Origin of the sequence: Deinococcus deserti VCD115 (genome assembly GCF_000020685.1) — a bacterium.
Taxonomy (GTDB): Bacteria; Deinococcota; Deinococci; order Deinococcales; family Deinococcaceae; genus Deinococcus; species Deinococcus deserti.
The window spans coordinates 148,173-161,717 of the sequence record NC_012528.1 but is presented as its reverse complement, the minus strand read 5'-3'; the positions used below and the strand labels follow the sequence as shown (position 1 = coordinate 161,717).

At 62.2% G+C, this 13,545-nt stretch carries 13 protein-coding genes; 11 read left to right on the top strand and 2 right to left on the bottom strand.

Translation table 11 applies throughout. The features are described 5' to 3' along the window. The first annotated feature begins 8 nt into the window (after nucleotides 1-8). From DEIDE_RS16730 to DEIDE_RS19320, 3 genes are all read left to right on the top strand, one after another. Nucleotides 9-713: a B3/B4 domain-containing protein gene (locus DEIDE_RS16730; RefSeq protein ID WP_012694917.1), complete on the top strand. Its 705-nt coding sequence runs from the start codon at nucleotides 9-11 to the stop codon at nucleotides 711-713. Nucleotides 714-1,072: 359 nt separating this feature from the next. Beyond that, nucleotides 1,073-1,357, top strand: coding sequence for a DUF4242 domain-containing protein (locus tag DEIDE_RS16725; RefSeq protein ID WP_012694916.1), 285 nt, complete (start codon nucleotides 1,073-1,075; stop codon nucleotides 1,355-1,357). Between the two features lie 63 nt (nucleotides 1,358-1,420). Continuing rightward, nucleotides 1,421-1,618 (top strand): hypothetical protein, encoded by a 198-nt coding sequence (locus DEIDE_RS19320; protein WP_162485740.1) that lies wholly within the window; start codon nucleotides 1,421-1,423, stop codon nucleotides 1,616-1,618. A 247-nt stretch (nucleotides 1,619-1,865) separates the two neighbouring features. On the opposite strand, the gene DEIDE_RS16720 is transcribed toward DEIDE_RS19320, so the two are convergent. Then, a complete protein-coding gene (locus tag DEIDE_RS16720) occupies nucleotides 1,866-2,153 on the bottom strand; it encodes a hypothetical protein (RefSeq protein WP_041228049.1) in 288 nt (95 codons plus the stop codon). A 797-nt stretch (nucleotides 2,154-2,950) separates the two neighbouring features. On the opposite strand from DEIDE_RS16720, the gene DEIDE_RS16710 reads away from it, so the two are divergent. From DEIDE_RS16710 to DEIDE_RS16680, 7 genes are all read left to right on the top strand, one after another. Continuing rightward, nucleotides 2,951-4,177, top strand: coding sequence for an ROK family transcriptional regulator (locus tag DEIDE_RS16710; protein WP_041228046.1), 1,227 nt, complete (start codon nucleotides 2,951-2,953; stop codon nucleotides 4,175-4,177). Between the two features lie 33 nt (nucleotides 4,178-4,210). Beyond that, nucleotides 4,211-5,524, top strand: coding sequence for an extracellular solute-binding protein (locus tag DEIDE_RS16705; RefSeq protein ID WP_012694914.1), 1,314 nt, complete (start codon nucleotides 4,211-4,213; stop codon nucleotides 5,522-5,524). Between the two features lie 57 nt (nucleotides 5,525-5,581). Beyond that, nucleotides 5,582-6,520: a carbohydrate ABC transporter permease gene (locus DEIDE_RS16700; RefSeq protein WP_012694913.1), complete on the top strand. Its 939-nt coding sequence runs from the start codon at nucleotides 5,582-5,584 to the stop codon at nucleotides 6,518-6,520. Further along, nucleotides 6,517-7,371 (top strand): carbohydrate ABC transporter permease, encoded by an 855-nt coding sequence (locus DEIDE_RS16695; protein ID WP_012694912.1) that lies wholly within the window; start codon nucleotides 6,517-6,519, stop codon nucleotides 7,369-7,371. Before DEIDE_RS16700 ends, DEIDE_RS16695 begins: the two co-directional genes overlap by 4 nt. A 24-nt stretch (nucleotides 7,372-7,395) precedes the next feature. After that, the gene (locus DEIDE_RS16690) at nucleotides 7,396-8,790 is read left to right on the top strand and encodes a sulfatase family protein (protein ID WP_012694911.1); all 1,395 of its coding nucleotides are present in this window, start codon (nucleotides 7,396-7,398) and stop codon (nucleotides 8,788-8,790) included. 70 nt (nucleotides 8,791-8,860) lie between these two features. Next, on the top strand, nucleotides 8,861-9,568 hold the full coding sequence (locus DEIDE_RS16685) for a DUF2270 domain-containing protein (protein WP_162485769.1): 708 nt from the start codon (nucleotides 8,861-8,863) through the stop codon (nucleotides 9,566-9,568). 52 nt (nucleotides 9,569-9,620) lie between these two features. Continuing rightward, nucleotides 9,621-10,547, top strand: coding sequence for a formylglycine-generating enzyme family protein (locus DEIDE_RS16680; RefSeq protein WP_012694909.1), 927 nt, complete (start codon nucleotides 9,621-9,623; stop codon nucleotides 10,545-10,547). A 216-nt stretch (nucleotides 10,548-10,763) separates the two neighbouring features. On the opposite strand, the gene DEIDE_RS19425 is transcribed toward DEIDE_RS16680, so the two are convergent. Beyond that, nucleotides 10,764-11,213, bottom strand: coding sequence for a PxKF domain-containing protein (locus tag DEIDE_RS19425; protein WP_193589581.1), 450 nt, complete (start codon nucleotides 11,211-11,213; stop codon nucleotides 10,764-10,766). A 284-nt stretch (nucleotides 11,214-11,497) separates the two neighbouring features. Here DEIDE_RS19425 and DEIDE_RS16670 point away from each other — a divergent pair, with 284 nt between their 5' ends. After that, nucleotides 11,498-13,516, top strand: a complete 2,019-nt coding sequence (locus DEIDE_RS16670; protein ID WP_041228043.1) for a VWA domain-containing protein — start codon at nucleotides 11,498-11,500, stop codon at nucleotides 13,514-13,516. The last annotated feature ends 29 nt before the right edge of the window (nucleotides 13,517-13,545 follow it).

Genomic DNA, 13,545 nt, shown 5'->3' with positions numbered 1-13,545 from the left:
ATCACTTCATGACCAATCCGCTTCAGATCAGTCCACTCGTGGCTGAACGTTTCCCGACCTACCACGGCCTCGTCCTGCTCGCTTCCGGCCTGACGAACGGTCCCAGCAACGAGCGCAGCATCGCGCTGCTCCGGGAGGCCGAAAGCCACGCCCGTCAGATGTTCATGACCTCACCCGTGGCCGCCCACCCGCACGTGGCCGCCTGGCAGGACGCGTTCCGCGCGTTCGGCATGAAACCGAAGAAAACCATGAACTCCGCTGAGGCCCTGATCACCCGCGTGGTCAAGGGCGGGGAGCTGCCGGCCATCAACCGCCTGACAGACGCCTATAACGCGGTAAGTGTCCGCTTTGTCGTGCCCTGCGGTGGTGAGGACCTCGACCATGTCGTCGGCCCGGTGACGTTGAAGGTTGCCGATGGCAAGGAGCCTTTTGAGACTAACAAGGACGGCGCTGCATTCGTTGATCATCCGGTGCCAGGAGAAGTCGTCTGGGCCGACGAGGCCGGCGTGACGTGCCGGGCGTGGAACTGGCGGCAGGGCACCCGTACCCGCCTGACGGACGATACGACGAGGGCGTACTTTCTGTTTGACGCCCTCGCACCGATGACGCCCGAGGACCTGACCACCGCCGGCGACGCGCTCGAGGCCCTGCTAACCGAACTGTCGCCCGGCTGCGAGATTCGCCGCGTGTACCTGGGATCAGCAAATGAGTGAAGTGGTAACGGTCCTGGCCGCAGGGCTGGGCGCCGCCGTCGCTTACGCCGCTTACGGCACTGAGCGCGATTCGTTATGCTGGAACCCAGCCGAAAGCAGTTGCTGGGCGCGGTTGCCGAAGACCTCAAAGATCTCTGGCCGTGACGTTCGATACCTTGGTAGAAAAATTGCCGTACTGATACTCCTAGGATGCCGCTTACTGACGTGACAACAATTCATGCCTATGATTAAGTACTTGCCCATGCCCTTGCCTTAAATACCTCCATTTGTGGCGGCTTAATGGGAACCGGCTGAAAGGGTGAGCCGCGTAGCGTTCGTTCGGTCGCCTGTCGTGAAACCTGGAACCGAGGAGAACCAACATGCCGAAGTATTTGATCGAGCGCAAAATGCCCGGAGCGGGCCAGTTGTCCGGCGATGATCTCAGGAGCGCGTCCCAGAACTCCAACGGTGTACTGGCCAGGATGCAGCAGAATGGGACAAACGTCCAATGGGTCGAAAGTTATGTCACTGACGATGCCATCCACTGCATCTACCTGGCACCGAACGAAGAAGCTGTTCATGAGCATGCCAGGACTGCTGGCCTGCCCGCAGACAGCGTGCGGCAGGTTCGGGCGACCATCAGTCCCATGACCGCAGAACCCTAAACTCCGGACGCCAGACACTGTAACGGTGGGTGTGAACACAGAAAGCGCACGGATTTCCATCTTTTGTGCCGCAATCCCAATCACGCCGTCCGGCACTTCGGGGTATTCCAGGCGTTGTGGGTGCCGGCCGAGGAGCTGAGCGAGTTCAACGACGCACTGATCGGGAACATCGAAGTGGTGGCGTTCTACATGTCACGCCCTCACCTGGGATCAAACACGGGTTGGCATGAGCGACTGTGGCACCCCGCGAGTCAATGGTGAATCGCAGGAGGTGATCGAAGGTGGTGCCAGTAATGTTGTAGCGCCGCCTTCTGGGTTTGACTATCAGTGCGAGTGCTGAATGTCCCTGCAGCACCCGCACTCCTCAGGCGCTCAACAGACTCAAGATGAACCGGATCACTCCTCCAACCGGGGTGTGATCAAATCATGCCGTCGTTTGGTCGTTGCAGTGAAAACACTGTTGCGGGGCGGAAGGACCGTACTGGTTCACGCCTTCTTCCGTCCGTGATCACGATGTGTACGTGCGGGCTGCCGCAAGGTGATAGAGAAAAGCCTGAATCACCGGGTCGAATGATCGCGGGGCCCTGACCTCGTAGGTTCTCGTCACCGCGAACAGGCGCGTGGTTTCCTGAATTTCACCGACCTGAGCGTTGTCCTGCATCAGGGCAAAGCGGAGCCGGTGCCAGCTGCTGCGATTGACGAGTTCAAATGACCGGCTGTCTATCTCGAGATCCCAGTTGCGCTTGTTATCTTGATGATAAGCAGCAGCGGTTGCGAGAACTGTTGTGCCATCCATCAGGAAATACCGGATTTCGTTTCCTCAGAACGAGCGGAGGTTGGACACTTCGTATTCCAGGCGGTACGTCCTGCCCGTCAATTCAAGCTTGGTAACGTCATCGTGCCCCAGGTTCAAGCGGCCGTTGCGAGCTCCTCCTACCCAGGGGCGATGGTCAGCGTGCCGATCTGCTCACCATTGAGGTCATAGAAGCGTTTCAGGAAGACTGTGGTGCTCTTCACGATCAGCATGAAGCAGATACGCCTTTAGAAGGTGGAAAGTTCTCCATGATCTTCCAGGAACGAGGGTCGCGCGGCCTCAAGTCAGCAGGTCCCAGAGCACCCAGTCCCACAACAGCTGGAACGCCACGAGGACAAGGATCACGAGGATTATCTCCTCCCACCTCCTCATGCCCTGGCGGCGTAGCCACAGGGTGAAAGGAACCATGAGCAGGACCAGGAGCAGGGTCCGGGGCAAGAAGTCGGGGCTCATGGGCATGCTACGTCCTCACCTGGGACCGATCACGGGTTGGCATGAGCGACTGTGGCACACCGCGAGTCATTGTGGGCGTCCATCTGACGCGACAGCTTCCCTGGTTTCAGCGTGGCAGGAGGGACTGTTGAACTCATGACCGGGCGCCAGGAGATCTCGCCGACGGAGGCAGGTTCGTCCGTTGGAACACGACCGCAGTATTCCGTTCGAGTGCTTCCTCCATCCGAACGCGGGTGCGCTCTGCCGGGGCCGGCCATTCTGGTGTCTGAAATTTGTTTGACTTTTACAAAACATTTTAGTAAAGTCTCAGCACTTCAGGAGAACCTGTGACCACCGGGAATCCCCCTGTGGCCCAGCATGACCGTCCCAGCCGGTCATCCGCTGCCAGCCGCAACGCCGTTCTGAATGTCCTCAAGAACACCAAAGAAGTCACCACAGACGAACTTGTCCGCCGCACCGGTATCAGCCAACCCACCATCTTGAAAGTTCTCAGTGCTTTGCAACATGAAGGGCTGATCGAGCGCTACCGCCACGGGGAACCAACCGGCGGACGCCCGCCCATCCTTTACCGCTACAGCGCACAAGCTGGCACCATCCTCGGCATTGAGGCCGAGCTTCCCGTCATCCGCGCCGCCCTGATGGACCTGGCCGGCAACACCCTCACCACCAAGCAGTGGACCGTCGACCTCACCCTCGAGACTCCCCAACTTATCGACGCCCTGCTCAGCAGCATCCAGCACTTCGCCGACACTGCCATCCCTGCCGACACCCACCTGCAAACCTGCGGACTTGCCGTCACCGGCTTCATCGACCAGACGCGCGGCTTGTGGATCGGCAGCGCCCGCATCGACATCTTGCAGGACATCCCCATCCAGCAGCAACTCGCCGCGGTCCTCCAGCGCCCCGTCCACCTGATCCACCAGATTGATGCGCTGACCCTCGCCGAACCAGCCCAGCATACGGTGTTTCACAACCAGCCATTCTTATACTTCGATGTTGCCGAAGGCATCGGGCTGCGCCTTGCGAACGCCGGCACGCCCGTCACGGGCATGTTCGGGAACGCCGGTCTGATCGGTCACACCACCGTCGTGCCGGACGGTCGGCGCTGCGTCTGTGGCAACCACGGCTGCCTGGAGGAGTACGCCTCCGCGCGCGCTTTCCGCCGGCTGCTGCGCGAACTCCACGACGAGCACCCTCACAGCGCCCTCAACCAGCTCGGCCATCCCGCCGTCCTGAGCGACGCCGTGCAGCTCATGCACCTGGGTGACGAGCACGCCAAGCGCATCGTGGATGAACTGGTGCGTTTCCTCGCCATCGGCATCGCCAACGCCGTGAATGTCTTTGAGGTCACGAACGTCGTGCTGGGCGGTTACATCATCGAAGGCGGAGAATCCCTCAACCGGCAGCTGCTTCATCAGACCCGCACACACCTGCAACCCATCCTCGGCCGCAACCTCAACCTGGTCTTCTCAACCGCCAGTCGTGACATTGCTGCGCCGCTTGGCGCCGCGCACCATGCCCTGCAACTCGCCACCCTGCCCACGCCGGCCTGAGCGTCGTCCATACCCTCACCCCAAGGAGTTCAAATGAACAGCACCCGCACCCGTGTCACGCTTACCGCCCTCCTCACCGGGCTCACCCTCAGCCTGTCCAACAGCACCGCTCAGGGCAACACTCAGGCCATCAGCATCCTCATCAACGACTCCCCATGGTTCCCTGGCTTCAAGGCTCTTGTAGAGCAGTACCAGAAGGAAACGGGCCGGCGGGTCAACCTGAACGTCACTCCCTTTGCCGGCATGCTGCAAAAGACCCAGAACGCCGTGACGGCCAAAGAGAGTGAGTTCGACCTCGTCAACCTCAATGAGCAGTGGTACATGCGCTTTTACGCCGATGGGCAGATCACCCCGCTCAAAAAGATTGACCCGGCCTTCAAACTTGACCCGCAGATCATCGAGTACGATTACGCCACTCGTTGGGACGCGCGCCTGAAGAATTCCAACAAAAAAGGCGAAGTACTCGGGCTGCCCATTAACGGCAACATCCAGCTGCTCTACTACCGCAAGGATCTGTTCGATAAAGCTGGTCTTGCTGCGCCGAAAACCTGGGCGGACGTGGAGAAAGCCGCAAAAGTGCTGCACGACGCCCCAAACATGTATGGGTTTGCGGCGCGCACGTCGCCGCCCGATTACGACTACCAGGGCATTCTGAACAGCTACATGGGTTCGGTGCTGAAGTACGACACGAGCAGCAAGCAGTGGGAAGTGAACCTGAGCCAGGACGTGGCGAGCAGGGCGCTCGACACCTGGGTGCGCCTCGGAAAGACATACGGGCCGCGCAACTACGCCAACCTCGGCCAGGCGGATATGGCCGCGCTGATGTCCAGCGGTCGCCTGGCGATGGGCGTGATGGTCTCCGCACTCGCTCCCAGCTTCGAGGACCCCAAAGTGTCTTCAGTGGTCGGCAAGGTTGCCGCGACTGTGGTGCCCGGCGCGACCGCCACCCGCCGCGCCACCATGAGTGGCATCTGGGTGATGGGCATCCCGCAAAACCTTCCCACCGCCCGCAAGAAGGCTGCGCTGGACTTCCTGGAGTGGGCCACCAGCAAGAAAGCCCAGATGAACTACGCGCGGGCCGGGGCCATCCCCGTCCGTCAGGACGTCTTCGAGGAACTGGGTGACGAAAAGCAGTTCGCGTGGATGAAAGCCATGGCGCAAAGCACACCATTTATCAAAGCGCAACCCCGCGTGCGGGAATCCGCGCAGATTATTGAAGTGCTCAACCGCCGCCTGCCGCAGGTGATCAGCGGCGGCGCGAAATCCGACGCGACGCTCGACGCTGCCGCGCGCGAAATCCACAAGATCCTCACTGACGCCGGTTACAAGGTCAAACCGCTGCGTTGAGCGTCACCCGCCGACCCCCGCTGACGCGGGGGTTGGCCTTCCGGGAGGATCCTCCACATGATCGGAAAGCAACCGTGGTCATCCAAGCCTCACGTCTCCAAGCCCCTGCTCGCCACTTTGCTTGGCAGCGGTGACCGTTACTTCCAGTACTGGGCGTTGCTGCCCGTGGTGCTGGTGCTGCTTGCCCTGACCATCTACCCCCTCCAGCAGCTCATCGTCATGAGCGTGTCCGACGTCCGCTTCGAAGGCAACGTCGCTCAATGGACCAACGTAGGTGGCCGACACTACGCTGAACTGCTTCAGGACCCGGTGGTGACCACCGCCTTCCGCAACACGCTGTTGTTCGTGGTGGTCACCGTGATCGTCGAAGTAATCCTCGGGCTGATTCTGGCGCTCGCTGTGGCGGAATCCCGCCGCTTGTCGTGGCTGTACCGCCCGGTGCTCGTCCTGCCCATCCTTATACCTGGTATTGCCATCGGCACCATGTGGCGCTTGATGTATGACGTGAACTACGGCGTCATCAACCAGCTGCTCGCTAAGGTGGGCATCCTCGGCCCCACCTGGACCGCTGACCCCAGCCTGGCGCTGTTCTCCGTAATGATCGTCGATGTGTGGCACTGGACCAGCTTCCTGTTCCTGATCCTGCTGGCCGGCGTGGAATCCATCCCGGATGAACTCAAAGAAGCCGCCCGCGTGGACGGCGCAACCGAAGCGCAGGTGTTGCGCCGGGTCACGTTACCTCTGATGACCGCGACGATCATCATGGCTACCCTCCTGCGCGCCGTGGCGGCATTCAAAGTGTTCGATGAGGTCTATCTCCTTACAGGCGGGGGTCCAGGCACCTCCAGTCAGGTGGTCGGCCTGTACATCGAGCAACTGATCTTCCAGCAGGGACGAGTCGGCTACGGCTCGGCGCTCGCGGTGATCGCCGCACTCGTGGCCATCGTGTTCATCGTGATGCAAACCCGTCTGACCAGCCGAAAGGACGCTTCATGACCCGCGCTGCTTTCTCCCTGTCCCGGTTCACCCCCGGCCGCCTGGTACGCAGCGCGCTGCTGCTGCTCGCAGTGTGCATCACCCTGGGCCCACTGCTGTACACCCTCCTGACGTCACTGAAGTACCTGCGGGACATCACCGCGATGAACTTCGTGTTCACGGCAACGCCCGACAACTACGCGGCGCTGTTCAACCCCAGCCAGAGTAACTTCCTGCGCCTTGCGCTGAACAGCCTGATGGTGGGCGTGATCAGTACCGCCATCGTCACCTTCGTGGGTGTGCTCGGCGCGTACAGCCTCACCCGTTTCCGCTGGAACCCGGGCGTACGCACCGGCATCACCTGGTGGCTGCTGTTCCTCAATCTGATTCCGCCGGTCGTCTTCGCAGGCCCGTTTTACGTCATCGCCCGCAAATTCGGCTTGTACGACACCATCCTGGCCGTCGCAATCGCTCACGCCGTCATCAACCTGCCGCTCGCGGTGTTTATCATGCAGAGCTTTTTCGCAGAAGTGCCCAAAGAACTCGAGGAAGCCGCCGCCATCGACGGGTGCAGCCGCATGCAGACCCTGGTGCGCATCATCCTGCCCATCACCCGTCCCGGCATCGCGGCCGCCTCGCTGCTCGCGTTCATCTTCAGCTGGAAGGACTTCCTGCTGGCCCTGAGTCTCACCAGCACGCCAAAAAGCGCCACCATTCCGATCGGCATTGCCGCCTTCGCGCAGGAGTACAGCATCCGTTACGGAGAAATGGCTGCTGCGGCGACCGTCGCCACGATCCCCGCCGTGATTCTTGTGATTTTCGCGCAGCGGCACATCGTGCGTGGCCTGACCCTCGGCGCCGTCAAAGGCTGAGCCGGTACCCTTGGAGACCCTGGCATGAACCCTCGTCCTAATATCCTCCTGATCAACTGCCATGACCTCGGCACGTTTCTCGGCTGCTACGGTATTCCCACCGTACACACCCCCCACATCGACGGCCTCGCCTCGGACGGCGTGAAATTCGACCGGATGTTCTGCGTTGCCCCGCAGTGCAGTCCCTCTCGCGCGGCGCTGTTCACCGGCCGCTACCCGCACAACAACGGCGTGATGGGCCTTACTCACGCCCATTTTGCCTGGGACCTGCACGCCGGCGAGCAGCACCTGGCCCAGATCCTGCGCGCTGCCGGCTATCACACTGCGCTGGTCGGTGTGCACCACGAACTCCGGCACGAAAACATGGCCCAGGTCGCCACGCGCTGCGGCTTCGATGAGGCCGTCGGCGAAGCCGCCAACGATGACGCACCTGGCGACGTCATGACCGAACGAGCCCTTGATGTACTTCGGCGGCAGGCGGGCGCCGAGCGCCCCTTCTACCTGCAACTCGGGTACTACGAACCGCACCGCCTCACGCCCAAAGTTCGCGAGGAGCGTGACTACCTCGGCTTTATCGGCGATTACATCGAACCGGACGATAGCCTGGGACTGACCATCCCCGCGTACCTCAGCGACACGCCAGGCGCCCGCGCGGAAACTGCCGAGCTGCAAGGCGCCGTGCGTTACCTCGACGCGTGTGTCGGCCGGGTGCTCCAGGCCCTGCGCGACCTGCACCTCGAGCAGGACACCCTGGTGATCTTTACAACCGACCACGGCCTGGCCTTCCCACGCGCCAAGGGCTCACTCTATGACCCAGGCCTGGAAATCGCGTTTCTCGTCCGCTACCCCGCGCGCGGCTGGGCCGGCGGGCGCGTACAGCAGGACCTGCTGTCGAACGTTGATGTCGTGCCCACCCTGCTTGAACTGCTGGACCTCCCCGTTTCCCCCGACGTGCAGGGCCAGAGCTTCCTCAACGTGCTGGACGGCGCCGGACCCTCAGGGCGCACGGAGGTATTCTCGGAAATTACCTTCCACGATTACTACGATCCCCGCCGCGCCATTCGCACCGAGCAGTACAAACTGATCGTCAACTTCTGCGCCGCACCGGCATTCATGAACACCTCGCAGTCATGGCGGCCACGCATCGACACTGAGAATCCGGTGTACCCCATGCTGGCCTACCACCCACCCACCGAGCTGTACGACCTGCACAACGACCCCCTGGAATACAGGAATCTTGCGGACGAGCCGTCATACCGCAGGGTGCATCAGGCCCTTCTTGCCCGCCTTCACGCGTGGATGCACAACACCCAGGACCCCCTGCTCCAGGGCGCCGTAACCTCACCGCTGCACCGTCGTGTGGTGGCGGCGCTCAAGGAAGCCGAAACGCCGGTGCTGGACCCGGCCAGTCACGACTAAGGCTGCGCGCCGTCCCACGCCAACTCAGAAAAGGCCGACAACCATGTCACTGATCAGCATGCCCCCTACCATGGACGAAGTGCTCGCGCTTCCGACCGTTCCGCTGTCCAGGCCACACGGAGGGGCGGCCACCACGAGCCTGGCGCCCATCACCGAAGCGAGCTATTCCACGAACTCGGCGAACAGCCTGATTCACCTGTACCGCGCGGAAGTCGGCAAAATGACCGCATACCGGGCGCGACTTGACACCAGCACCAACTGGGCGATCGTCACCACGGCCGGCCTTTCATCTTTTGCCCTGGGCAGCTCACAGAACAACCATGCGGTGTTCCTGTTTGCGATGTTCATGAACTACTTCTTCCTGCACCTCGAAGCACGCCGCTTCCGCACCTTCGAAATCACACATCACCGCGTGCGGATCATGGAGCGCTTCTTCTACCCAGCCATGCTGGGCGACAAGGTCGATGCCGGCTGGCACCAGCTGCTGATCGCGGAACTCGCCAAACCGCGCAGTCCCATCACTCGCATGGACGCGCTCGGCTGGAGGTTGCGGCGCAACTACCTGTGGATCTACGCGGCGGTGCTGATGGCCTGGATCGCCAAGCTTGACCTGCTGCGCGGCCCGGATGGGAGCCCTGCCCTGACTGGCCTGGTACCGCTCGCGGCCATCGGGAGCCTGCCAGGACAGTTGGTGCTGCTGGCTGTGGGGGCCTTCTACGTGTTTCTGATGCATCTTGCCGTGCGCGCCGTGCGACAGTACCCCCTGGAAGATGGGTAGGCCACCGCATCCATCCGGCGCACGTCCATCTCTCCTGCCCGACGAGAACCCTATGCTGCTTCGTCCCGCCCGCGAAAACATGCTTTGGATTCCCGGCGGTGACTTTCAGATGGGGTCCGACCACCACTACCCGGAAGAGCGCCCCGCGCACCACGTGCACGTTGAGGGCTTCTGGATGGACCCGCACCCCGTGACCAACGCCGAATTTCGCCGTTTCGTAGAGGCCACAGGATACGTGACGTTGGCGGAACGCACGCCTGACCCAGCTCAGTTTCCGGGCGTTCCCCTCGATGTCCTGGTGCCGGGCAGCGTGGTCTTTCAGCAGCCGGCCGGGCCTGTGCCGCTGTATGACCATGCCGGATGGTGGGCATACGTGCCCGGTGCCTGCTGGCACCAGCCGGAAGGCCCACACAGCACGCTGACTGGGCAGGACTCACACCCGGCCGTGCATGTCGCTTTCGAGGATGCTCTCGCGTACGCCGCGTGGGCTGGCAAAATGCTGCCCGGCGAAGCGGAATGGGAGTACGCCGCGCGCGGCGGTCTGCATGGCGCAACGTTCGCCTGGGGCGACGAGGAGCGCCCCCAGGGCCGCGTGATGGCGAACACCTGGCATGGCCGCTTCCCCTGGGAGAACCTGGACCCGCACGGTTTCCCACGAACCTCGCCGGTGGGTACGTACCCGGCAAATGGGTATGGCCTGCACGACATGACCGGCAACGTATGGGAATGGACCCTTGACCCGTTTCAGCCCCAGCATGTGATTCGCCACGTGAAGTCGTGCTGTACCCCGCTGAATACACGCGCGGGCACGGGCGGGACGCGTGAGCGGCGAGTGATTAAAGGGGGGTCACACCTGTGCGCACCGAACTACTGCTTCCGGTACCGGCCTGCTTCTCGGCAGGGACAGGAAGTGGATTCGTCCACATCACACCTGGGTTTTCGCTGCATTGTCCGGGGGGCCGGGAACGCGCCGATATAACTGTACGGGCGCATACGCCGCGCCGGAACACGTGAGTACCTTGATGAAGCAAGTGGCGGATGCCGAGGGTCTGACGCGCGCGGCTGGCTTCCACAGCGTTGCAACCGGATACAAGCGGTGCCGCTTCCCTGAGGTCTGTTCGGTCCGGGGCCCTCAATCATCACCAGTGGCTCGGAGGCGCGCCGGTCAAGCGGATCCGAGCCACTGGTGATGATGTCAGCCGAATCCCTGACATTCGTCCGCTCCCGCTTCGAAGAGCGCTGCCTTCTCCATTCCGTCCACAAAACGTAAGGTCAGACTCGGGCACGTCTTTGCCGAAACGCGGCTGGTCTTCCACACATAGGTATACATCCCACTCGCTGCGTCGTACTTCAGTCCGCTCACGCTGGCGGCCACGGTTTCCTCTACAAGATTCCCAGCTCCCCAGCTGGCGCAGCCGACGGCACTGACCTTCGGGTGTCCAGCGGCGAATATCGCCATCCCCTGGTCGCCGCCCGGACTGAACTTCAGGGGAACCGCGGCGCCACCCTTTACGACATTGACGGCCGGAAAGTTATCCACCGGGCTATAGAAGCCGGTAAACGCGAATGTCGGTGTGGCATTCACGGTAAAGGACGTTGTCGCAGTCGCCGGATTGCCCGCACGATCGAAGGCCGTGCAGGACACAGTTCGCGTGCCTGCCGAGGTGAGATCAAGCGGAAAAAACCGCCCAACACGCTAGCTGCAGCTGAGAAGTAGCGTGGTTGATTGCGAGCCGGGTGGAGGCAGAAGATGGAATGGAAGGAAGGTAAAAGATGGAATGGGAGTGTGATTGCTCGCCGGTTGCTCAGGGGCGGGTCCGGTCATACCCTTCGCCACGGCCGTCCCCACCACTAAGCTGGGGTCATGCAGCGCCCAGCCCTCGGCTGAGACCTGGAGGGTACGCTCAACGCTGCCACAGGAGGACCGCCATGTGGTCATTGCGCCGCTTCGCCCGTCATCACTTCCTGACGCGTCTAAGTCTCGCCCTGTTCCTCTCTGCATCCGGAGCAGGTCAGGCCCAGAGCGGTCCCACCATGATCCAGTTGATTCTGGATTCTTCGGGAAGCATGTTTTCCCGCCTTCCTGGGGGCGACACGCGGATGGCCACCGCACAGGCCGTCATGACAGACTTTATTGGACGTCTGCCGAACGATCCGAACCTCAACGTGGGCCTGCGGCTCTACGGCGCGGCCATAAATGCAGCGGACCCCGGTGCCTGCCAGGACAGCAAGCTGGTCCTACCCATGCGCGGGCTTGACCGGTCAGCATTGCTTGCCGCCGTCCGAGGCGCGCGACCCAAAGGAGCAACGCCGATCGTCTACAGCCTGCAACAGGCCGCTCAGGACTTTCCGACCACAGCAGGCCGCCGGATCGTTGTGCTGGTCACAGACGGGCAGGAGTCCTGTCAGGGCGACGTGAAAGGAGCGTTGGAGGCCTTCCGGTCCCGCGGGCTGGAAGTTGATGTGCGCGTTATTGGCATTGATCTGGACGCCCGCGCCCAGGCTTCCTTTGCGGGAGTGGGCACCTTCGTCAACACCCGGAGCGCCGGCGAACTCGCCTCGGCGCTCGGGCAGGCGGTTCAGGCAGTAGCGCCGCCCGCCCAGGTGAAAGTCCCAGTGGTCGTCACGCTAACCTCGGGCGGACAGCCAGTGACAAGCGGACCGGTGGTCCGCATGACCCGCACTGTAGGAGGCGCGGCGGCCGAATCGCTTCAGACCGTGGGCGGCGAGTACCGTGCGGAGCTCACGCCAGGTACCTACTCCGTCCAGGTGGAGGCCACCAATGGAACACAGACGTATGCTGGATTGACGGTCACCACGGATGGACCTAACCGGTTTTCTTTCAATATCGCTGCCGTGCAGGCCGTGCAGTTGCAAGTTGCTCCCGCCCAACCCGTCGCGGGTGGCCGGGTCACGGTAACGTACAGCGGCGCACCGGGCGGCACGAACAACTGGGTGACGCTGGCGCGGCGTGAAGATCCCGACACCGCCTATCTGGACTGGTCAAAGGTGTCGGGTGCCGCAGGACAAGTAGACCTGGCCGTTCAGGATGAAGAGACCGTGTTTGAGGCGAGATACATGCTGGTCAATTCGGACGGCAGTACCCGGGTTGTGGGTCGGAGTGCGCCGTTCACTGCACGCCGGGCTTCCGTGTCGCTCGCGGGACCTGGCAGTGCAGCGGCGGGCAGCCAGATTGAGGTGCGGTGGACCGGGCCGAACAACCCCGGAGATTACGTGACCATCGTCCCCAAAGGCGCGCCAGTCGGCACCTACCTCAACTACTTCTACACCAGGAACGGCAATCCAGGACGCTTAATCACGCCGTTGACGCCGGGCGACTACGAAATCCGGTACAACAACGACATCAGCGGGCGCATGCTGGCCAGCGTGCCTATAACCCTGTCGGCCGCGTCCTATGGCCTGCAGGCACCTACCACGGCGGTGGCGGGCAGCCAGATCGAGGTGCGGTGGACCGGGCCAAACAACCCCGGAGATTACGTGACCATCGTCCCCAAAGGCGCGCCAGTCGGCAGCTACCTCAACTACTTCTACACCAGGAACGGCAATCCAGGACGCTTAATCACGCCGTTGGCACCGGGCGATTACGAGGTCCGGTACTCCACCGAAGCGCAGAGCCCCAACCCAACGCTCCACAGCGTGCCGGTCCGGCTGTCTGCTGCCACCTATGGTCTGGTCGCGCCGCGGGAGGCGAAGGCAGGATCCACAATTCAGGTGCGCTGGACCGGACCAAACAATGGTGGGGACTACGTCACCATCGTCCGCAAGGGCGCACCTGTGGGCGCCTATCTGAATTACTTCTACACCTCAGCCGGCAACCCGGGGCAGCTCACGCTTCCCAGTGAACCTGGGGAATACGAGTTGCGGTACTCCACCGAAGCGCAGAGCCCCAATCCCACCCTATTTAGTGTGCCCTTTACTGTTAGGTAAATCGGGAGCGACATGTGGTCCTCTGGTGT

Excerpts from the sequence above, each read along its gene's own strand:
- DEIDE_RS16670 (WP_041228043.1), top strand. The coding sequence starts at position 11,498 with ATGTGGTCATTGCGCCGCTTCGCCCGTCATCACTTCCTGACGCGTCTA.
- DEIDE_RS16705 (WP_012694914.1), top strand. The coding sequence starts at position 4,211 with ATGAACAGCACCCGCACCCGTGTCACGCTTACCGCCCTCCTCACCGGG.
- DEIDE_RS16725 (WP_012694916.1), top strand. The coding sequence starts at position 1,073 with ATGCCGAAGTATTTGATCGAGCGCAAAATGCCCGGAGCGGGCCAGTTG.
- DEIDE_RS16695 (WP_012694912.1), top strand. The coding sequence starts at position 6,517 with ATGACCCGCGCTGCTTTCTCCCTGTCCCGGTTCACCCCCGGCCGCCTG.
- DEIDE_RS16700 (WP_012694913.1), top strand. The coding sequence starts at position 5,582 with ATGATCGGAAAGCAACCGTGGTCATCCAAGCCTCACGTCTCCAAGCCC.
- DEIDE_RS16720 (WP_041228049.1), bottom strand. The coding sequence starts at position 2,153 with ATGGATGGCACAACAGTTCTCGCAACCGCTGCTGCTTATCATCAAGAT.
- DEIDE_RS16690 (WP_012694911.1), top strand. The coding sequence starts at position 7,396 with ATGAACCCTCGTCCTAATATCCTCCTGATCAACTGCCATGACCTCGGC.
- DEIDE_RS16680 (WP_012694909.1), top strand. The coding sequence starts at position 9,621 with ATGCTGCTTCGTCCCGCCCGCGAAAACATGCTTTGGATTCCCGGCGGT.
- DEIDE_RS16730 (WP_012694917.1), top strand. The coding sequence starts at position 9 with ATGACCAATCCGCTTCAGATCAGTCCACTCGTGGCTGAACGTTTCCCG.
- DEIDE_RS16685 (WP_162485769.1), top strand. The coding sequence starts at position 8,861 with ATGGACGAAGTGCTCGCGCTTCCGACCGTTCCGCTGTCCAGGCCACAC.